Here is a 20,586-nt window from a genome sequence, read left to right as displayed (position 1 = left end):
GAAGTGGACGCCCCGCCCCGGCCCGCTCCGGCCGCCGCGCTGGGATCGGGTCGGAGGGCTGTCGGAGGGTCGGGCCCGCGGATCCCGTGGGAACCGCGGGCCCGTCACCGGGGGGGACGACGGGTCAGGAGGCGACGTCGATCTTGATGTCGCCGCCGACGACACCGTCCTTGGCCTTCTTCACCGCGTCCTGGAGCTCGGTCATCTCGGTGAACGCCGGGTTGGAGTCGGCCAGGCCGACACCGCCGGACTCGAGGTCGAAGCGCACCTCGCCGGAGAGCGGCTTGCCGTCCTGGACGGACTTGACCAGGTTGTAGACGGCACCGGAGACGTCCTTGGTCATGGAGGTCAGGATGCTGTCCTTGTACTTGTCCAGCGTCTTCTGCCGGTACTGGTCGGAGTCGACGCCGATGACCCACTTGTCCTGGGCGGCGACCGCCTCGATGACGCCCTGGCCCGCGAGGCCGGCGGCGTGGTAGATCACGTCGGCCTTGGCGTCGAGCTGGCCGCGGGCGGCCTCCTTGCCCAGGTCGGGCTTGGAGAAGCCGTTCATGTCCGGCGGCTGGGTGAGGTACTGCCGCTTGACCTCGATGGACTTGTCGGTGTCCTTGACGCCCTGGACGAAGCCCGCCTCGAACTTCTTGATCAGCGGGACCTCGACGCCGCCGATGAAGCCGACGACCTTGGACTTGGTGGCCTTGGCCGCCGCCACGCCCGCCAGGTAGGAGCCCTGCTCCTCGCTGAAGACCAGGTTGGCGATGTTCTCGGCCTGGACGGTGTTGTCGTCGATCAGGCCGAAGGTGGTCTTCGGGAACTTCTCGGCGGCCTCCTTGACGGCGGGCGCGTAGGCGAAGCCCACGCCGATCACCGGGTTGTAGCCCTGGCGGGCCAGGTCGGTGAGGCGCTGGACCTTGTCGGCGTCCGACTCGCCGTCGGACGGCTCGACGTCCTCGCCGCCGATGCCGAAGTCCTTCTTGGCCTTCTCGAAGCCGGCGTAGGCGGCGTCGTTGAAGGACTGGTCGCCACGGCCGCCGACGTCGTAGGCGAGAGCGATGCCCTTGCCCTTCTCCGCGGAGTCGGAGGAGCCGGAGGAGGCCTCCGTGGATGTGCCGCCACACGCGGTGGCGCTGAGGGCGAGGGCCGCGGCGGTCCCGACCGCGGCGACGAGCTTGCTTACCCGGCGCAAGAGGACTTCCCTTCGCTCGAAGCGCCTCCGTTGGCGCTGGCTTCCGCCGCATCGTAACGCGCGTAGATGTCAGGAAAAGGCCTCTCGCGGAGCCGTTATCAGTTCGGTGTGAACGGGGCGTGCCGGCTCCCTCGCGGAGGGGACCGGCGGGGATGTTCCGGCGGTCCGGCGGGGGGCGCGGGGGTGGCAGCGGCGGTTCCGGCCATCCCCCTTCCCACCTGCCCTTTTCCCCTCCTCCCCCGGCGCGTACGGCACCCGGCGGCGGTACGGGCGGTGGAGGGCGGACGGGCCCGGACGCCGTCCGCCGCCGCCCGTTGTGACGGGAAGCACACGGGGTACGGCGGGCTTCCGCATCCGCGGCGGCGACGGGTTCCGGGCGCGCGGCCGGCAGCGGACCCGCACGGTGCGGGGACGCCTTCCGAGGGCTTCGCGCGGCACGGCCTCCGGGCGGCGGGGCGGGGCGGGCCGTGGCACCGGCCCCGCCCCGGGGGTCAGCCGTCGGCGCCGATGACGGAGTCGCGCCTGGCGAACCAGGTCAGCGAGTCCCGGATGCCCTCCTCGACCGAGTGCAGGGGCCGCCAGTCCAGCAGGTCGGCGGCACGGCCGCCGGAGGCGTACGCCCCCGCGCTGTCGCCCGGGCGGCGGCCGGTCTCCACCACGGGCAGCGGCCTGCCGGTGACGTTCTCGAAGGCGCGGACGAGCTCGCGGACCGTGGTGCCGGTGCCCGTGCCGAGGTTGATCACCCGGTACCCGTCCGCCCCGCCCGCCGGGAGGATGCCGTCGAAGCGGCGGAGGGCCTTGACGTGCGCCGCGGCCAGGTCCCACACGTGCACGTAGTCGCGGATGCCGGAACCGTCGCGGGTCGGCCAGTCCACACCGGTGATGTGGAAGTCCTCGCCGCTCCGGAACGCCTCGATCATCTTGCCCAGGGCGTGGGTGGGCCTGCGCACCTGGAGGCCGGTGCGCATCTTCGGGTCGGCGCCGATGGGGTTGAAGTAGCGCAGCGAGACGACGCGGATGTCCCCGGCGCCGCTGATGTCCTCCAGCGCGGTCTCGAACACCGCCTTGGTGCGCGCGTAGGGGCTCAGCGGCCCCAGCGGGGAGTCCTCGTCCACCGCGAAGTCCTCGCCGGTCCTGTAGATGGACGCGGAGGAGCTGAAGACGAGGCGCTCGCACCCGTTGCGGATCACGTGCCCCACGAACTCGATGCCCTTGGCGACGTTCTCGCTGTAGTAGCGCAGCGGCTGCGCCACGGATTCGGGGACCACGATCAGCGCGGCGCAGTCGATGACCGCCTCGATCTCCGGGTGCTCGGAGAAGACGGTGTCCACCAGTTCCCCGTCGGCGATGTCGCCCTCGTAGAAGATCCGGCCGGTGGTGAACTCCCTGCGTCCGGTGACCAGGTTGTCCAGCAGGACGGGCTCGATGCCGCTGTCCAGGCAGGCGGAGGCGATGGTGCTGCCGATGAATCCGGCACCGCCGGCGATGAGAACCTTCATGGGATTCCTTGCGTCGGGCCCGCGACCGGGCGGTCGGGCGAAAACCTGCCGCCATCGTGCCGCAGGCCGCCCCCGGGGAACCCGGCGGCCCCGGGCCGCCCGGCCGGCCGCCGGCCCGTACGCCGTGCGCGCCCCCGGCCGGCCCGCGCGCCGCCGGGCTACTCGCGCTCGGCGTCGAGCAGGGCGGCGGCCGTGAACAGCTCGACGCCCGCCGCGATGGCGTTCTCGTCGACGTCGAAGTCGCCCTGGTGCAGGTCGCGCGGCGCACGGTCGCCCGGCGGGCGCACTCCCAGCCGGGCCATCGCGCCGGGGACGTGCTCCAGGTACCAGGAGAAGTCCTCGCCGCCCAGGCTCTGTTCGGTGTCCTCGACCGAGTCGTGGCCGCGCCGGGCGACCATGGCGTCGCGCAGCAGTTCGGCGGTGGTCCGCTCGTTGACCACCGGCGGGACGCCGCGGATGTAGTTGAGCTCGAACTTGGCGCGGTGCAGCGTCGCGACCTCGTCGATCGCCGCGTGCACCAGGTCGGGCGCGACCCGCCAGGCGGGCAGGTCCAGGCAGCGGATGGTGCCGGACAGCTCGGCGTGCTGCGGGATGACGTTGGGGGCGTGGCCCGCCTCCAGCCGCCCCCAGGTCAGGGCGAGTCCGGCACGGGTGTCCACGCGGCGGGAGAGCACCGCCGGGACCTCGGTGACGATCTTGGCCGCCGCCGTGACCAGGTCGGTGGTCAGATGGGGGCGCGCGGTGTGGCCGCCGGGGCCGTCCAGGGAGAGCTCCAGCCGGTCGCAGGCGGAGGTGATGGGGCCCGCGCGCAGGCCGATGCGTCCGGCCTCCACCTTGGGGTCGCAGTGGACGGCGATGATCCGGCCGACGCCCTCCAGCACCCCGGCCTCGATGGCGTCGGTCGCGCCGCCCGGCAGCACCTCCTCGGCCGGCTGGAACAGCAGCCGCACCGAGTGCGGCAGCTTCCCGCGGCGGGCCAGCTCGGCCAGGACGAGGCCGGCGCCGAGCACGGCGGTGGTGTGCACGTCGTGGCCGCAGGCGTGCGCCCGGTCCGGGACCGTCGAGCGGTACGGGACCGTCTTGGTGTCGGGGATGGGGAGGGCGTCGATGTCGGCGCGCAGCGCCAGCATCGGGCGCACACCGCTCTTGGCGGGGGCCCCGCCGGGGTGGATGTCGCAGATCAGTCCCGTGCCGCCGGGGAGCACCCGGGGCCGGAGCCCGGCCTTCTCCAGCCGCTCCCTCAGGGCGGCGGTGGTCCGGAACTCCTGGTGGCCCAGCTCGGGGTGCATGTGCAGGTCCCGGCGGAAGGCGATGAGCTCGGCACGGAGGGCCTCCGGCACGGCGCCGGGCAGCGGCGTCTCATCGGTGGTCCGGATACTGGACTCTGGCGACAACAACTGGCTCACCCTGTCGAGGGTAAGCCCAGGTGACAGCCGTGTGCAGAGAGAACGGTGAAAGTTCACCCTCCGTAAGGGAGAAAAAACGGGTCGGCGACCGCATACGGCCAGGTGCGGATGGGTATGACCTCCGATTCCGCTCGGTCCTCCCCGTTCCACCATGTGGGAAGGAAACCGGTCACAGGATCGATCAGGGGCCGATCAGGGGTCGATCACGGGGTCGACGGGAGCCGCCGTACGTCCCGCGCGGTGCCGGTGACGCCGGAGAGGAAGCCCCGGGCGCGCGGCGAGGCGTTCTCCGTCAGCCAGGCCGGGTCCACGTCGCAGACCGCGACCGTCACCCCGGTGCCGGCGAGCGCCAGCGGGAGGGTGTGCACGACGGTGGAGGGGAAGCTCAGGATCGTGCGGCCGATGGGGCCGCGGCGGGCCACCAGTTCCAGCGGCAGGTCCGGCCGGACGATCTCCAGGCCCGCCTCGACCGCGACGCGGTGCAGTTTCTCGGCGCTCTCCCGGCGGTGGGCGAAGTAGCGGGTGGCGCCGTGGGCCCGGGCCAGGGAGGCGACGGCCTCCAGATAGCGCTCGGGGTCCACCACTCCGGTCTCGACCAGCGAGGTGCCGACCAGGTCGGTGCCGCGGGTGGGGGAGGGAGGGCCGAAGCGGGCGCGGGTCCAGGCGAAGTCGTTGCGGGTGACGGCCACGTGCTCGGGCGGCTCGACCGGCATCGAGCTGAACACCTCGACCCGGTGGTCCGCCGACGGCGTCATCCGGCGGCGGGCGGACGCGGAGACGGGCGCGAAGAGCGCGGCGCGCGCTCCCCCGGCGCCCCTGCGGTGCCACCGCACCAGGCGCTCGCCGCGGGCGAGCTGCGCGACGAACTCCATGGTGGCCGTCCCGTCGTCGACCACCACCACGTCCCCCGGGCCGGCGGGGCCGCCCGTGGCGCCGGCGGCCCCGCCTCCACCGCTCCCCTCGGTGCGGGCGAGGGAGAGCAGCAGCTGTACGTACCGCGAGAACGGGTCGCCCACCACGACCCGCGCCGCGCGGCGCAGCGGGCCCAGCAGGGAGGCGACCGTCCTCAGCGGCGCGCCCGCGCCGCCGCGCGCCTCCTCCCAGCGGACCGCGATCCCCTCGTCGCGCGCCAGCTCGGCCATCCGCCGCAGCTGGCCGCGCGTCATCGGGTCCCGCGGCGGCAGGACGACCACGGTGAGGTCGCCGGCCCCTTCCCCCGTACGCCCCCGGTGCGCCCCCTGGTACGCCCCCCGGTACACGGCGTGGGCCCACTCCAGGACGTTGAGGAGCTGCACCGGGCTCTCGACGAAGGCGAGGGTGCCCGTGCGGCGCCCGGTGCGCCCGGAGACGCGGCCGGGACGCGCCCCCCGACGCGCCGCGGCCGCGCCCGGCCTCCGGGCCGGCTGGGGCGGGACTCCCCCCGGAGTCCCGCCGGGGACTGCGCCTGCGCTCACCGTGATCGACCCGCCAGACCCGTCGGAACCGTCAACTCGTCAGACCGAGGCCGGCTCGCGGTCGGCGGTGGCCTCCTCGGCCTCGGCCACGACGCCCTTGACCCGGCGCAGCTTCTTCATCGGCCCGATCTCGCTGTCGTAGACCCTCTTCACGCCGTCGCCGAGCGACTCCTCGATGGTGCGGATGTCGCGCACCAGGCGCTGCAGGCCCTGCGGCTCGACGGAGGCGGCCTGGTCGGAGCCCCACATCGCGCGGTCCAGGGTGATGTGCCGCTCGACGAAGGCGGCGCCCAGCGCGACGGCGGCCAGCGTGGTCTGCAGGCCCGTCTCGTGGCCGGAGTAGCCGATCGGCACGTTGGGGTACTCGGCCTGCAGGGTGTGGATCATCCGCAGGTTGAGCTCCTCGGCCTTGGCCGGGTAGGTGCTGGTGGCGTGGCAGAGGACGATGTTCTCGCTGCCCAGCACCTCCACCGCGTGCCGGATCTGCTTCGGCGTGGACATGCCGGTGGAGAGGATGACGGTGCGGCCGGTGGCGCGCATGGCGCGCAGCAGCTCGTCGTCGGTCAGGGAGGCGGAGGCGACCTTGTAGCAGGGCACGTCGAACTTCTCCAGGAAGTCGACGGACTCCACGTCCCACGGGGAGGCGAACCAGTCGATGCCCTTCTTCTTGCAGTAGGCGTCGATGGCGCGGTAGCCCTCCTCGTCGAACTCGACGCGGTGGCGGTAGTCGATGTAGGTCATCCGGCCCCAGGGGGTGTCGCGCTCGATCTCCCACTGGTCGCGCGGGGTGCAGACCTCCGGGGTGCGCTTCTGGAACTTCACGGCGTCGCAGCCGGCGTCGGCGGCGGCGTCGATCAGGGCGAACGCGTTCTCCAGGTCGCCGTTGTGGTTGATGCCGATCTCGCCGGTGACGTAGACCGGGTGACCCGGGCCCACGGTCTTGGCGCCGAGGGTACGGAGGCGGGGGCTGGTCATGCTCAAGACAGTTCCTTTCCGAGGATCCACGAGGCGATCTCGCGAATCGCACCGGCCCCTCCGGGAGTGGAGGTGACCGCGCGGGCTGCGCCGCGTACGACGTCGTGGGCACTGGCCACGGCGACGGGCCAGCCGACCAGGCCGAAGCACGGCAGGTCGTTGACGTCGTTTCCGACGTAGAGCACGCGCTCCGGCGCGATGCCCTGCTCCTCGCACCACTGCTTGAGGGCGAGGTCCTTCCGGTCGACGCCGTGGAGCACGGGGATCCGCAGCTTGCGGGCCCGTGCGGCGACCACCGGGTTCTCCTCCGTGGACAGGATCAGCAGCGGCAGTCCGGCGCGGCGCAGGGCGGCGATGCCGAGCCCGTCGCCGCGGTGGACCGCGACCGTCTCCCGTCCGTCGGAGTCGACGTACACCCGGTCGTCGGTCTGGGTGCCGTCGAAGTCGAGTACGACCGCGTCGACGTCGCCGCGGGCCGGAAGCGCGCCGGGGCGCTCCCCGTCCAGCAGCGGCGCGAGGGCGCGGGCGCGGGCGAGGTCGTGCGGGTCGTCGACCTCCAGCACGCGCGCCGGGTCGGTGCGCACCGGTGCGGTGCGGCCGAAGAAGCGGTGCCCGGCCGCGCGGAAGCCGTCGGCGCGCATGGCGTACGCGGCGCCGGTCTCCAGCAGGTCCTGCGGCCGGTCCTGGCGGCGCGGACGGTACGCCTTGTCGTGGTTGACGCCGAATCCGCCGCCCGCGGTGTCTCCGGAGGCCCCGGTGTCTCCGGCGTCTCCGGAGCCCCCGTCGCGCCAGACGAAGCCGTGGAAGGGGGCGACGGTCAGCGCGCTGTCGGCGTCGCCGCCGGCCACCGCGGCGGCCACGCCGTCGACGTCCTCGCGGGTGAGGAAGGGGCTGGTGCACTGCACCAGCAGCACCACGTCGGCCGCCCGGCCGTGCCGTTCCGCGTGGACGTCCATGGCGTGCAGGACGGCGGCCTCGCTGGTGGCGGTGTCGCCCGCGATGTCGCCGGGCCTGCGGACGACCTCGGCGCCCGCGCCGCGGGCGGCCTCGGCGATGGCCTCGTCGTCGGTGGAGACGACCGTGTGCGTCACCGTCCGCGCCGCCAGGCACTCCCGTACCGCGCGGACGACCAGCGGCACTCCTCCGACGGTGGCGAGGTTCTTCGCGGGCACGCCCTTGGATCCGCCGCGGGCGGGGATCACGGCGAGGACGACGGGGGCGTCGGTGGACACGGATGCGGCTCCTTGCTGGGCTGCTTGCCGGACTGCTTGCCGGACTGGGGTGCTGGCGCGAGGGGTCCCGGTGTCGCTCACAGCTCCCCCATCCGGCGGATGACCGGCGCCACGCGCTGGACGCCGTGGCGGTACGCCCCGCGCGCCGCGTCCCGCACGGCCGCGCGGACGGCGCGGCGCAGCCCGGAGGCCGGCCGGTCGGCCGCCGTCCCGGTCCGGGGCGCGCCCGAGGGGTCGAGCCCGTGGCGGGCGAGGATGCCGGGGAGGTAGCCGGGGGCGGTGGCGAGCGTGTAGTAGGGGGCGATCGGCGGCAGGACGGGGCGGGCCACCAGCGCGGCGACGCGCTCGCGGGCGGCGTCGAAGGCCGCCTCGTAGGAGCCTCCCCCGGAGGAGGGACCCCCGGCCACGACGCCCTGCCGGGCCGTCCAGGCCGGGTCGGCCTCCGGCAGCAGGCCCTCGTCGAGCTGGTCCCAGGAGGCCAGGCAGCCCGAGCCGAGGAAGTGGTGGTTGCCCAGCGCCTCGCGGACGCCGAGGTCGGTGAGGATCGCTGTGGGGATGCCCCGGTGCAGCGACTCCAGGGCGGCGGTGGAGCTGACGGTGACCAGCAGGTCGGTGCGGTCCAGCACCTCGCCCATGTGGCCGTAGACCAGGCGGCAGTTGTCCGGCAGCCCGCCGGGGAGCCGGGCCGCCAGCCTCTGGTACGGCTGCTCCTCGATGTGCGTGGTGTGCTCGCCCGGCTTGCTGCGCAGCTTGACCAGCACCTCGCGGTCGGGGTGCCGGCGGGCGTGCCCGGCGGCGCGGCGCAGCAGGTACTCGCGGTCGGCGCGGCTCGCGGGGACGGACGGCTGGACGGCGAAGACGACGGTGTACGGCCGCTCGTCGGACGTCCGGTACGGCTCGCCGCCGAGGAAGGGCAGCGCGCACTCCACGACGCTGCCGGCGTCCGCGCCGACCCCCTCGTAGACCGCGCGGAAGCGCTCGGCGTCGTGGGCGGAGTTGGCCAGGACGACGTCCGCGCCGTGCCGCAGCAGCAGCCCGTCGGCGAGCTTCTCGTAGACGACGCCGACGTAGCCGGTGACGGTGACCGGGCGGCGCTCGCGCCCGTCGAGGGCGTGGGCCAGGCCGTGCAGCATCGCCTGGACGGTGCCGCCGACGCAGGAGAGCACCACCGCGTCGTACGCGTCGCGGTCGGTCTCCCGCAGGAACTCCGCGGCCGTCACCTCGCGCAGCGAGGCGGCACGGACGCCGACCTCGTCGAGCTGGCGGGCGGTCGGGGTGGCCCGGCCGCGCAGCAGCAGTCCGTCGATGCGCGCGCCGGGGGCGATGCGGTGCGCGGTGAGCGCACCCCATTTCCAGCGGGTGTCGGAATCGGCGAGCACGGCAATGCGCGTCGTCGTGTCCGGGGAATCCGAAGCGGTACGTGATGGCACGTCGCCGACGCTAGGAAGACATTCCGATTCTCGGCCCAACGCAAATACAACAGACGGTTAACAGCACACCGACGGACGGCCAACCAGCCCCCGAAAAAGCGGGGTTCACCGTTCCGACACCGCGATTTCACCCGCCCGTACGACTCTGGACAGCACCGGAGCCGGCCGGGCCCCTAACCTCTCCGGAGTGGTCAAGCTCTCCGTCATCGTGCCGTTCCGCAACGTTCGGCCGTACGCCCCCGACGCGCTCCGGAGTCTGCGCGCCAACTCGGCGGACTTCGGAAAGGGGGACATCGAATTCATTCTGGTCGACGATTTCTCGACCGACGGCACCCTGGAACTCCTGGAACGCGCCGAAAAGGAAATCCCCGGCGCGCATCTGGTGCGCCACCGGCGGCCGGGCGGCGTCTCCCGCGCCCGCAACACCGGTCTGGAGGCGGCGCGCGGACGGTACGTCACCTTCCTCGACGGCGACGACTGGACGGCCCCCGGCCACTACCGCGAACTGCTCGACGCGGCCGAGTCGCTGGGCTGCGACTTCCTGCGCACCGACCACGTGCGGTGCACCGGCCGCAGGCGCACCCTGGTCCGCGTCCCCGAGGGGCGCCGCGGCACCGTGCTGGACCCGCGCGACGCCATCCTCCCCGCGCACCGCACCACCGCCGTCGACTACGCCTACACCTGGGCGGGCGTCTACCGCCGGCGGCTGCTCGACTCCGGCCTCCTGCGCTTCGACGACGGGCTGCGCACCGCCGAGGACCGGCCCTGGATCTGGCGGCTGCACCGCGAGGCGGCGTCCTTCGCCGTGGTGGGGCTGACGGGCCTCTTCTACCGGCGCGGGGTGCCGACCTCGCTCACCCGGACCGGCGACGAGCGGCAGCTCGACTTCCTCCGCGCCTACGACCTGCTGGTGGAGGAGACCTCCCGGGACCGGGATGCCGCCGCGCTGCTGCCGAAGGCCGTCCGCACCTACTGCGCGGTCATCCACCACCATCTGACCGGCGACCGGTTCGAGCCCCGGCTGCGGCGCACCCTGCGCGCCCGCTGCGCGGCGGCCCTGCGGCGGATGCCCGCCGACCTGGTGGAGGAGGCGCTGGACGCCATGGACGCCGAGCGCTCCGCGCGGCTGCGCCGGCTGCGCCGCCGCCCCGTCCTCTCCTCCGCCCCGTCCGCGCAGGCCGCCCCGTCCCCGGAGGCCGCGCGATGACCGCCGCCGCGAGCACCCCGCCCCCTGCCCGTACGCAGCTGCTGGTGGCCTCGACCCCGCACGGCGCCGCGCTGCTGGCCGCCGCGGTGGACGCGGGCCTGCTGGGGGCGGCCCGCGAACGGCTGCTGCTGGTCGCGAACACCGCCGCGGTCCCCGAGACCGCCCCCGCCCCGGACGCCCTGCCCGGTTTCGCGCCGCTGCGCGGCCGCTTCGGCCGGGTGCTGTCCTGGAACGCCGCCGTCGCCCCGCTGCACCCCGGCGCCTGGACGCCGCGCCCCGACGACGCGCCCCTGTGGGAGCGGCAGTTGCGCGCGCTGTGGGGGCTGGGCGACGCGGAGGTGGAGCTGGTGGCGGAGCGCGTCGAGGCCGGTCCGGGGCGGGCGCTGGCCCGGATCTTCCCCGACGCCCCGCTGGACGTGTACGCCACCGGCCTGTCCGCCTACGGCCCCACCCCCGGCAAGCTGGACCCGCTGGTGGGCACCCGCGTACGGCGGCTGCTCCACCTCGGCACGGTCCCCGGACTGCGGCCGCTGCTGCTGGCGGAGTTCGGCGTCCCGGCCGAGGAGGTGCCGGCCGGCGCCTTCCGGGCCGTCGTCGCGGAGTCGGCGCGGGAGCTGCCGGACCCGGGCGTCCCCGAGGGGGCCGCACTGCTGCTCGGCCCGGACCCGGACGCCCCCGGCGCGCTCCCGCCCGGCGACGAGGAGCGGCTGTACGGGCGGCTGCTGCGCGGTCTGCGGGAGGCGGGCCACCGCGCGGTGGTCCTCGTGCCCCACCCCGCCGCCCCGGCGCACCGGGTGCGCGGACTGGCGGAACGGGCCGCCGGACTGGGCCTGGAGCCGTACGAGCCGCGGGACGCGCGGCCGGTGGAGGTGCTGTACGAGCGGCTGCGCCCGGCGCTGGTGACCGGGTGCTCCTTCGGGGCGCTGCTGACCGCGAGCACCCTCTACGGCCTGCCGGCCGCCCACGGCGGCACGGCCTCGCCCCCGGCCGGCCCGGCCGCGTTCGAGGGCGGCGGCCCGGTCCCGGCGGTGATCGCCGACGCGCTGCTGCCGGACCTGCCCGGCGCCGGGGAACCGGCCGGCCCCGGGGACCCGGGCGGGACGCCGCGAGCGCCGGATCCGGCCGACCCGGTCGACCCCGCCGACCCGGTCGAGCTGGCCCGGCTGGTGAAGGCGGTGGCCTTCTGCGCGCAGCCGCAGGTCCACCCGGGGCTGCGCGGCGAGACCGAGCGCTTCCTGGCCGCCCACCCCGAGGAGCGCGTACGGCGCTGGTTCCCGCGCCGCCTCCTCGCCTCCCTCGCCCTGCCCGGCGGGCTCCCCGCCGGACTGGGACCCGTCGTCCGCAGCCCGGCCGTACGGCGCGCGGCGCGGCGGGCCCGTGCGCTGGGGCGGAGGGCGCGCCGGTGAGCGGGCCGTGCGGAGGGCGTCCGCCCGGGGGCCCGAACGGCCGCCGCCACGCGTGTCGTTCGTCACAGCCGCGCGGCCGCTCGACCGCCGCCGGGCCCATCACCGCAGGACGGACGGTGCGTTGGGGGCGGCTTCGCCGCCGGTGCCCGGCCGCGGAGTGATCTGCGTCTCTGTTTAAACGGCGCGAACCCCCGCATGCTGGAGGTCCGCGGCGCCCATTCACGGCGATCGCGGACAGATGCAGACCAACGGCGCGCCGGTGCGTCAGCACACCGGCGCGCCATGACGCGAGACGAGGACACCACCATGGGGCACACGATGGCGGCGAGGATCGCGGCACCCTGGTTCCGTACCGGCGGGCCGTCCGAGGAGGACCGCGAGAAGCTGGTCGAGCAGGCGCTCGGCTGGACGCTCACCGTGCTGGTCGCCGTGATCGTCACCGGCCTCGGCCTGATGTGACCCCGATGCGACTCGGCCCGCTGTGAGGCGTTCCCGTCCGGTCTCCCCGCGGCGGGGCCGGGGTCAGAAGGCGTCGGTGGGGACGTAGGCGCCCCACACCTCCCGCAGGGTGTTGCAGACCTCCCCGACGGTGGCGCGGGCCCGCAGCGCCTCCTTCATCGGGTACAGCACGTTGTCGCCGCCCTCGGCGGCCTTGCGCAGCCCGGCCAGCGCGCCCTCCACGGCCGCCTGGTCGCGCTCGGCGCGCAGCCGCGCCAGCCGCTCGGCCTGCTGGGCCTCGATGGCCGGGTCCACCCTCAGCGGCTCGTACGGCTCCTCCTCGTCGAGCTGGAACCGGTTGACGCCGACGACGACCCGCTCGCCGGAGTCGGTCTCCTGGGCGATGCGGTACGCGCTGCGCTCGATCTCGCCCTTCTGGTAGCCGCGTTCGATGGCGGCCACCGCGCCGCCCATCTCCTCGACCTTGCCCATCAGTTCCAGCGCCGCGGCCTCGACCTCGTCGGTCATCGACTCGACCACGTAGGACCCGGCGAAGGGGTCGACGGTGGCGGTGACGTCCGTCTCGTAGGCGAGCACCTGCTGGGTGCGCAGCGCCAGGCGGGCCGACTTGTCGGTGGGCAGCGCGATGGCCTCGTCGTAGGAGTTGGTGTGCAGCGACTGGGTGCCGCCCAGCACCGCGCCCAGTCCCTGGACGGCCACGCGCACCAGGTTGACCTCGGGCTGCTGCGCGGTCAGCTGCACGCCCGCGGTCTGGGTGTGGAAGCGCAGCATCATCGACTTGGGGTTCTCGGCCCCGAACTCCTCCTTCATCACCCGCGCCCAGATCCGGCGGGCGGCGCGGAACTTGGCCACCTCCTCCAGGATCGTGGTGCGGGCGACGAAGAAGAACGACAGGCGGGGGGCGAAGTCGTCCACGTCCATCCCGGCCGCCACCGCCGTGCGCACGTACTCGATGCCGTCGGCGAGGGTGAAGGCGATCTCCTGCGCGGGCGTCGCCCCGGCCTCGGCCATGTGGTAACCGGAGATGGAGATGGTGTTCCAGCGCGGGATCTCGGCCCGGCAGTACTTGAAGATGTCCGCGATCAGCCGCAGCGACGGCTTGGGCGGGAAGATGTAGGTGCCGCGGGCGATGTACTCCTTGAGCACGTCGTTCTGGATGGTGCCCGTCAGCTTCTCGGACGGCACGCCCTGCTCCTCGGCCACCAGCTGGTAGAGCAGCAGCAGCACGGCGGCGGGGGCGTTGATCGTCATCGAGGTGGAGACCTCGCCCAGCGGGATGCCGTCGAACAGCACCCGCATGTCGTCGATCGAGTCGATCGCCACGCCGACCTTGCCGACCTCGCCGTGGGCGATGGGGGCGTCGGAGTCGTGGCCCATCTGGGTCGGCAGGTCGAAGGCGACCGACAGGCCCATGGTGCCGTTGGCGATCAGCTGCTTGTAGCGGGCGTTGGACTCCACCGCCGTGCCGAAGCCGGCGTACTGGCGCATGGTCCACGGCCGCCCGGTGTACATCGTCGGGTACACGCCCCGGGTGTACGGGTACGAACCCGGCTCGCCCAGCTTCCGCTCCGGGTCCCAGTCCCGGAGCGAGTCGGGTCCGTAGACCGGCTCGATCGGCAGCCCGCTCTCCGTGAGCCGGGCCCTGCCCGTGTCGCGGCCAGTCTCGCGTGCCATGTTCGGTGCCTCCCGCTTCGTCGCCCTGTCCGATACGGACTGTAGCGATCGGCGGGAGAGCGGCGGGAGAGCCACAGCCTGGGACCTTGCTCACAAACGAGCGGGGTGGTGCGCGGACGGGCTCGTGCGGGGTGTCGCACAAAGAACCGCACGGGTCTCGCCAATCGTCCGGGGTTCGGGCAGGGTGGCCGCCGGGAATCCACGTCAGTGGGGACGAACAGCGGAATCCAGCAGGTTCTGGGGGGCCCGATGTCTCGGGGAGAGTCCATGCCGCACAGGTCAGTGGGCCGCACCGCGCTCGCCGCGGCGGCCGTGGTGCTGCTGGGAGCGGGGTGCACGGCGCACCCGGCGGGCGCGGAGCCGCGGGCGTCCGCGGCGACGGCGACGGAGACGGCGGCGGCCACGACACCGCCGGCCGCACCGTCCGTGACGGAGAGCACGTCCCCGCCCGCGCCGACGCCCACGCCGACGCCGTCCGCGGGCGGGGAGGAGACGGAGCGTCCGTCGGCGCCGCCGGCGGAGACCTCCTCGGCTCCCCCGGAGCCCCCGGCCTCCTCGGCGCATCCGACGCCCGCGGCCTCCCGCCCGGCCGCGCCCCCGCCGATGCTGCGGGAGGGCGCGCAGGGGCCCAAGGTCCGCGAGCTCCAGGCGCGGCTGCGCCAGGCGGGGCACTTCGACCTCAACCCGACCGGCTACTACGGGCCGGTCACCACCGCGTCCGTCTCCGCCTTCCAGCGGCGGCGGGGCCTGCCGGCCGGCGGCCAGGTCACCGAGGCCACCTGGAGCGCCCTGACGGCGCTGACGAAGGCGCCCACCCGGACGGAGCTGTACCCGCCCACCACCCGGCCGATCTCCGACCCCGACCCGCGGTGCCTGACGGGCCGGGCGCTGTGCATCAGCAAGGAGAGCCGCACGCTGGCCTGGATGGTCGACGGGAAGGTCGTCTCCGCCATGGACGTGCGCTTCGGTTCGGAGCTCACCCCCACCCGCGAGGGCGAGTTCGGCGTCACCTTCAAGAGCCGCGACCACCACTCGACGCTCTACGACACCCCGATGCCGTACGCGATGTTCTTCAGCGGCGGCCAGGCGGTGCACTACTCCGCGGACTTCGCCGCCAACGGCTACAACGGCGCCTCGCACGGCTGCGTCAACGTGCGGGACAAGGGGAAGATCGCCGCGCTCTTCGAGCAGGTGGGGGTGGGCGAGAAGGTGATCGTCTACTGACGTCCGCCGCGCCCGGGGAACGGGGGCGGAGCCGGGTCGGGAAGAGGCGCGGGCGGGGCCGGGGGAACGTGCCCCGCCCGCGCTACGCGCATCCCGCAGGTACGGGGGGAACCTTGGGTGGCGCGCTCGCCGATGACCAGTCGGCTCGTTATGTACTGCGTCAGTGGCTCGAAAAGTGTCACACCCGCCGGGCGGCGGGCTCCGTGACGCCGCTCACGCGCTCCTCAGGGCGTGGCAGCGGCGGCGGCCGAGGGGCGGCCGGAGGTGGCGGGAGCGGTGGGAGCGGTGGGAGCCGTCGGCCGGGCGCCGGCGGGGAGGGTGCCGACGTCCTCGGCGCCGTCACCGGCCTCGTCGGGCAGGGTGTCACCGCCTTCGACGCCGTCACCGCCCTCGACGGGGACGGCGTCGCCGCCCTCCCCGCCGTCCTGCCCGCCCGTGGAGGGGCCGCCCGTGGTGGGACCCGCGGAGCCGCCCGTGCCGGAGGAGCCCCCTGCCGAGGGGTTCCCGCCGGACGGACTCCCGCCGCCCGCACCGTCGCCCGTACCGCCGCCCGCGGCGGTGTACCGGCGGCAGAAGCCGTCGACCCCGCCCGGGCCCTCCGCGGCGCGCTCCAGTTCCGCGCGCCCGTCCCTGCCCAGCCCGCCGGCCAGGAACTCCTGGCACAGCGTCCTCAGGCGCGCTTCGGCGCGGGGCGTCCGGACGGCGGGGGCCTCGCTCCTGTCGCCGCCCGTACCGCTCGTGCCGCCCGTGCCGTCCGTCGCGCCGGAGGAACCGCCCGTGCCGCCCGTGTCGCCCGTGCCGCCCGCCGTGCCGGAGGAGCCGCCCTCCGGGCGGTCGCCGGGTCCGGCGTTGGCGGGGTCCCCCTCGCCCGGGGCCGCCGGGCCGCCGCGCGCCTCCCCGTCCCGCCCGGCCCCCGGGCCGTGCCCGGCGGAGGGGGAGCCGGCGGTGCCGGAGGGCTGGCGGAGGCGGCCGTCGGGCGCGGCCGTGACGCTCGACGCCGGGGCGGGCGAATCGTTCCCCCGTCCGAACGGAGCGGGCAGTACGCCGGTGCCCGCCGCGACGGCGACGCCGCCCAGCACACCGCCCAGCGTCGCCGCGGCGATGCCCACCCGCAGGGGGCGGCCGAGCGAGCGCAGGCGCGTCCGGCGCACGGCGCGGGCGCGCGGGCCGGACCGCGCGCGGGCCGCCCGGAAGGCCGCCAGCGCGGCGGCCTCCCCGGGCAGCTCGCCGTCGTCGCGTGCGCCGGGCACGGCGGTGCGGCCGGCTGTGGCGGCAGCGGCCGCGCGGACGGCGGCGAGTTCCTCGAGGGCGTCGGCCAGCGCGGACGGGCCGGGCCCGTCCGCGGGAAGCGGGCCGTGGGCGGGCCGGCCGCTCAGCAGACGCTCCGCGGTCTCCTCGTCCAGCCAGCTGTACCGGTCGTCGGCCCTCACGTTTCCCTCAGCGTCCGTCTGGCCTTTTCCGTCACAGTGCGTGGGGCTCCCGCCCTCGGTGCGGGCACCCCGTCACCGATCGCGTCCTCGCCGTCGAGCAGCTCCGCCAGCTTCCGCAGGCCCCGGTGCGCGGCGGTGCGCACCGCGCCCGGCCGCTTCCCCAGCACCTGTGCGGCGCCCTTGGCGTCGAGGCCGACGACCACCCGGAGCACGACGGCCTCGGCCTGGTCGCGCGGCAGCCGGGAGATCAGGGCCATGGTGCGCCCGGTGCCGATCGACTCCAGTGCCTCGTCGAAGGTGTCGGACCCGGCGGGCAGCACCGCCAGTTCGTTGTCGTCGTCGACCGGGCTGGAGGCCGGCCGCCGTCCCCGCGCCCGGATGTGGTCGAGCGCGCGGTTGCGGGCGATCCTCGCCGTCCAGCCGCGGAAGCGGTCGGCGTCGCCGTCGAACCGGTCCAGGTCCCGGGCGATCTGCAGCCACGCCTCGGAGGCGACGTCCTCCGCGTCCGCCTCCGGAACCAGCGTCCGTACGTATCCCAGCAGGCGGGGGTGCACGGCGCGGTAGACGGTGCGAAAGGCGCATTCGTCCCCCTCCCGCGCCGCGAGCACCGCTGCGGTGAGTTCCGCGTCTTCCCCCTGCACGCCTTAGTCCTGCCCCACTTCGCGATGTAGCGCTCGCCCGCGCCCCTGGCCGAGCGCGGTCCCGCCGTGATGCTTCGATCTGCGTCTATGCGAAGCAGCACGCTACGACCAAGTGTGCTCTCCCGTCCATGCGGGCGGGGAGGCAGTTGCCCGGACGATCACCGTGGGAAGGGTTCGGGGAAGACCCGGGGAAGAGGAGCGGAGGCCGGGCGGAGGGAGTGTGGAGGACCGGAGTAACAGTTTTCGGCCTCCCGGCGCTGAGGGGGGTGACGGACCTCGCTCGGCGCGGCGGTCCGTACTCGACGACGGCCGGGGTCTCTCCTGTGGGGGGTGGCGACCCCGGCCGTCTTCGCACTCCCGTCCCGGTCACGGGCCGCGCCCTGTAACGGTTCAGGACGGGCGTCCTCCCCGGAGTGACGTTTCCTCTACGGTGAGCGCCTACCGAAGGGTCCCGCGACGGACGGGACGAGTGGGTCTCCGGACAACGATCCAGACGACAAGGGGCGGGACATTTGAGTCCGCGAAGAGCACGAGCGCGTAGAACATTGAGCCTGAGGGGGCGGACCTGGCTGGCGCTGGGCGCCGTCGCGATCGGCGGAGCCGGTGTGGTGACCGCCGCCGTGGCCAGTCCGTCCGACGAGAACGGCAACCCCGTGGCCGCCTCGCCGGTCAAGGTGTACTCCGTGAACCTCAAGGCCAGGGGCGAGGGGCAGAGCGGCGTGACCCGCCGCGACACCAGGCCGTTCAGCCTGCTGGGCATCTCCTGGCCGCGGGCGACCGCGGAGATCGACGGCCGGGCCGAGGTGCGCACCCGCGACGCCGAGACCGGCGCGTGGACGCCGTGGCGGGAACTGGAGCTGGACATCCACGTCCCCGAGGGCGAGGAGGGCCGTGAGTCCACCGCCCGCGGCGCGACCGCGCCCCGCTGGGTCGGCCCCTCCGACGGCGTCGAGGCCCGTGTGGTCTCCGCCGACGGGCGGACCAGCGACGAGTTCCCCGCCGGGATGCGGCTGGACCTGGTCGACCCCGGCGTGACGCCGCGCGAGGCGAAGAGGGCGAACGCCGGAGCGGACCTCGACCCGGCGGCCTTCGAGGCGGCCGCCGGCACGGACCTGGCGCCCGCCGCCTACGTGGCCGAGGACCCGGTCCCCAGCCCCACGGCGAGCGACCCGGCCGACGACACGTCGACCACCGGACCGCAGCCGGACGAACCGTCGCCCGCCGAACCGTCGCCCGCCGAGTCGTCGACCACCGAACCGGCGCCCACCACGCCGGCGCCCTCGGCGAGCGCTCCGGCGAGTCCGACGGCGAGCCCGTCGCCGACCGCGACCGTGCCGACCGCGCCCGAGTCGACGGTCACCCGGCCTCCGATCGTCTCGCGCACCGCGTGGGGCGCCGACGAGTCCATGGTCGAGGAGCCCTCGGCGTACCTGGAGGACGGCGTCAAGGCCGCCTTCGTCCACCACACCACGGACGCCAACAGCTACAGCTGCTCCCAGTCGCCCGCGATCGTCCGGGCGATCATGACGTTCCACATCAAGAGCAACGGGTGGAACGACCTGGGCTACAACTTCCTGGTCGACAGGTGCGGCACGATCTACGAGGGCCGGCACGGCGGTGTCGACCTGCCGGTGGTGGGAGCCCACACCTACGGCTTCAACAGCTACTCCACCGGCATCGCGGTGATCGGCAACTACGCCACCGACGGCAGGCCCACCCCCGTCGTGACCAACGCCGTCGCCCGGATCGCCGCCTGGAAGCTCGGCCAGTACGGCGTGAACCCCACCGGCAAGGTGACGCTCACCGCCATGGGCGACACCGGCGTGTGGAAGGCCGGCCAGCAGGCCACCCTGAACACCATCTCCGGCCACCGCGACGGCTACGCCACCGAGTGCCCCGGCCGGCCCCTGTACGACAGGCTGCCGGAGATCCGCCGCTTCGCCGCCGGCCCGGCCGCGAGCTCCGCCGCGCCGACCGCCGACTTCAACCGCGACGGCATGGCCGACATGGTCGCGGGCACCTACCGCGCCGCCGTGGGCGACCGGGCCGCCGCCGGCACCGTCACCGTGGTGCCCGGCGGCGTGGACGGACCGGTGGACACCGCGAAGATCACCCTGTCCCAGTCCAGCCCGGGCGTCCCCGGCGCCGCCGAGGCCGGCGACGGCTGGGGCGCGGCCACCGCGTACGGCGACGTCAACGGCGACGGCCACGCCGACCTGGCGGTCGGCTCGCCCGGCGAGGACGACACGGTGGGCAACACCGACTCCGGCGCGGTGACCGTCCTGTACGGTCCGGGCTTCGACACCGGCAGGTGGCTGGAGGCCGACGCCGCGGACCGCACCAGCGGGGCCCGGCTCGGCTCGACCGTCGCCGTCGGCGACTTCGACAGCGACGGCACCGCCGACGTCTTCACCGCCTCCCGCAACGGCCCGGCCGGCTGGTGGGCGTACGACGTCGCGGACGGCACCGTGCGCAAGGGCGCCCTGAGGACCGGCGCGTCCGGCGGCATCGGCTACCTGTCCTCCACCACCGGCGACTTCAACCGCGACGGCTACACCGACGTGGTCATGAACCACCGGGACTCCGACGGCATCGGCCGGCTCACCCTCCTCAACGGCTCGGCCGAGGGCCTGACGTACGTGGGCCTGTCGTCCGTCAGGGGCGGCCGCTCGGTCGCCGCGGGCGACATCAACGGCGACGCGTACGCGGACCTGGTGGTCGGCCAGGCGTTCACCTCCGAGTCCGGCGCCTACAGCGGCGGCCAGATCACCGTGCTGCCCGGCTCGGCCGGCGGCCCGACCACCACCGGCCAGAAGGTGATCCACCAGGACACCTCCGGTGTTCCGGGGGCCGCCGAGGCCGGCGACGCGCTGGGCTGGTCGGTCGCGGTCGGCGACGTCGACGGCGACGGCCACGCCGACGTCCTGTCCGGCCTGCCCGGCGAGGACCTCACCCGCGACGGCGTCGACCGCAGGGACGCGGGCGCGTCCCTGCTGCTGTACGGCACCCCCTCCGGGCTGAGCACCTCCGGTTCCGCGACGTTCCACCAGGACACCTCCGGCATGCCGGGGGCGTCCGAGAGCGGCGACCAGCTCGGCACCGCGGTCCTGCTCGCCGACCTGTCCGGCTGGGGCCGCGCCGACCTGGCCATCGGCGCCGGCGGCGAGGACTCCGGGGACGGTGTGATCCTCCAGCTCGACGCCGGGAGCAAGGGCGTCTCCCCGGCGGGAGGGGTCTACTACAACCGCCACAAGCTGGGCACGCCGCAGGGCGTCCAGCTCGGCCACCTGCTGGCGCCGTGAACCGGCGGCCGGTGAACTGACGGCCGGTGAGCCGGTGAGCAGCCGAGCCGGTGCGAACGGC

At 74.8% G+C, this 20,586-nt stretch carries 15 protein-coding genes; 5 read left to right on the top strand and 10 right to left on the bottom strand.

What is annotated here, in order from left to right:
- Positions 1–124 precede the first annotated feature (124 nt).
- The 7 genes from QC029_RS19265 to QC029_RS19235 form a co-directional block, all read right to left on the bottom strand.
- Positions 125–1,186: a BMP family protein gene (locus QC029_RS19265; RefSeq protein ID WP_279556954.1), complete on the bottom strand. Its 1,062-nt coding sequence runs from the start codon at positions 1,184–1,186 to the stop codon at positions 125–127.
- A 491-nt stretch (positions 1,187–1,677) separates the two neighbouring features.
- Positions 1,678–2,685 carry a UDP-glucose 4-epimerase GalE gene (galE, locus tag QC029_RS19260; protein WP_279556953.1) on the bottom strand — a complete coding sequence of 336 codons (1,008 nt, stop codon included), beginning with the start codon at positions 2,683–2,685 and terminating at the stop codon, positions 1,678–1,680.
- A gap of 158 nt (positions 2,686–2,843) precedes the next feature.
- Positions 2,844–4,091, bottom strand: coding sequence for a M20 family metallopeptidase (locus QC029_RS19255; RefSeq protein WP_279556952.1), 1,248 nt, complete (start codon positions 4,089–4,091; stop codon positions 2,844–2,846).
- 203 nt (positions 4,092–4,294) lie between these two features.
- On the bottom strand, positions 4,295–5,386 hold the full coding sequence (locus QC029_RS19250) for a hypothetical protein (RefSeq protein ID WP_279556951.1): 1,092 nt from the start codon (positions 5,384–5,386) through the stop codon (positions 4,295–4,297).
- A 198-nt stretch (positions 5,387–5,584) separates the two neighbouring features.
- The gene (locus tag QC029_RS19245) at positions 5,585–6,520 is read right to left on the bottom strand and encodes an N-acetylneuraminate synthase family protein (protein WP_279556950.1); all 936 of its coding nucleotides are present in this window, start codon (positions 6,518–6,520) and stop codon (positions 5,585–5,587) included.
- 2 nt (positions 6,521–6,522) lie between these two features.
- A complete protein-coding gene (locus QC029_RS19240) occupies positions 6,523–7,752 on the bottom strand; it encodes an acylneuraminate cytidylyltransferase (RefSeq protein ID WP_279556949.1) in 1,230 nt (409 codons plus the stop codon).
- 77 nt (positions 7,753–7,829) lie between these two features.
- The gene (locus QC029_RS19235; RefSeq protein WP_279556948.1) at positions 7,830–9,131 is read right to left on the bottom strand and encodes a DUF6716 putative glycosyltransferase; all 1,302 of its coding nucleotides are present in this window, start codon (positions 9,129–9,131) and stop codon (positions 7,830–7,832) included.
- A gap of 238 nt (positions 9,132–9,369) precedes the next feature.
- Between QC029_RS19235 and QC029_RS19230 the strand changes: the two genes are divergently transcribed.
- The 3 genes from QC029_RS19230 to QC029_RS19220 all read left to right on the top strand — a co-directional run bounded on the left by QC029_RS19230 (position 9,370) and on the right by QC029_RS19220 (position 12,254).
- On the top strand, positions 9,370–10,389 hold the full coding sequence (locus QC029_RS19230) for a glycosyltransferase (RefSeq protein ID WP_279556947.1): 1,020 nt from the start codon (positions 9,370–9,372) through the stop codon (positions 10,387–10,389).
- The gene (locus QC029_RS19225) at positions 10,386–11,795 is read left to right on the top strand and encodes a hypothetical protein (RefSeq protein ID WP_279556946.1); all 1,410 of its coding nucleotides are present in this window, start codon (positions 10,386–10,388) and stop codon (positions 11,793–11,795) included. The genes QC029_RS19230 and QC029_RS19225 overlap by 4 nt, the downstream gene beginning before the upstream one ends.
- Before the next feature lie 282 nt (positions 11,796–12,077).
- Positions 12,078–12,254, top strand: a complete 177-nt coding sequence (locus QC029_RS19220; protein ID WP_279556945.1) for an SCO1431 family membrane protein — start codon at positions 12,078–12,080, stop codon at positions 12,252–12,254.
- Between the two features lie 63 nt (positions 12,255–12,317).
- Here QC029_RS19220 and QC029_RS19215 read toward each other — a convergent pair whose 3' ends face one another.
- Positions 12,318–13,928, bottom strand: a complete 1,611-nt coding sequence (locus tag QC029_RS19215) for a methylmalonyl-CoA mutase (RefSeq protein WP_279556944.1) — start codon at positions 13,926–13,928, stop codon at positions 12,318–12,320.
- A 267-nt stretch (positions 13,929–14,195) separates the two neighbouring features.
- Here QC029_RS19215 and QC029_RS19210 point away from each other — a divergent pair, with 267 nt between their 5' ends.
- A complete protein-coding gene (locus QC029_RS19210; RefSeq protein ID WP_279556943.1) occupies positions 14,196–15,152 on the top strand; it encodes a L,D-transpeptidase family protein in 957 nt (318 codons plus the stop codon).
- A 224-nt stretch (positions 15,153–15,376) separates the two neighbouring features.
- Here the strand turns inward: QC029_RS19210 and QC029_RS19205 are convergent, their stop codons facing one another.
- Complete coding sequence (locus QC029_RS19205; RefSeq protein WP_279556942.1) at positions 15,377–16,582, bottom strand: hypothetical protein; 1,206 nt, start codon at positions 16,580–16,582, stop codon at positions 15,377–15,379.
- On the bottom strand, positions 16,579–17,223 hold the full coding sequence (locus tag QC029_RS19200; protein ID WP_279556941.1) for an RNA polymerase sigma factor: 645 nt from the start codon (positions 17,221–17,223) through the stop codon (positions 16,579–16,581). Before QC029_RS19200 ends, QC029_RS19205 begins: the two co-directional genes overlap by 4 nt.
- 545 nt (positions 17,224–17,768) lie before the next feature.
- On the opposite strand from QC029_RS19200, the gene QC029_RS19195 reads away from it, so the two are divergent.
- Positions 17,769–20,525, top strand: a complete 2,757-nt coding sequence (locus QC029_RS19195; RefSeq protein WP_279556940.1) for an FG-GAP-like repeat-containing protein — start codon at positions 17,769–17,771, stop codon at positions 20,523–20,525.
- The last annotated feature ends 61 nt before the right edge of the window (positions 20,526–20,586 follow it).

This window comes from Streptomyces sp. DH37 (assembly GCF_029813835.1).
Lineage (GTDB): Bacteria > Actinomycetota > Actinomycetes > Streptomycetales > Streptomycetaceae > Streptomyces.
Note: the sequence above shows the minus strand (reverse complement) of the source record. Positions and strands in the feature narration are given on the sequence as shown.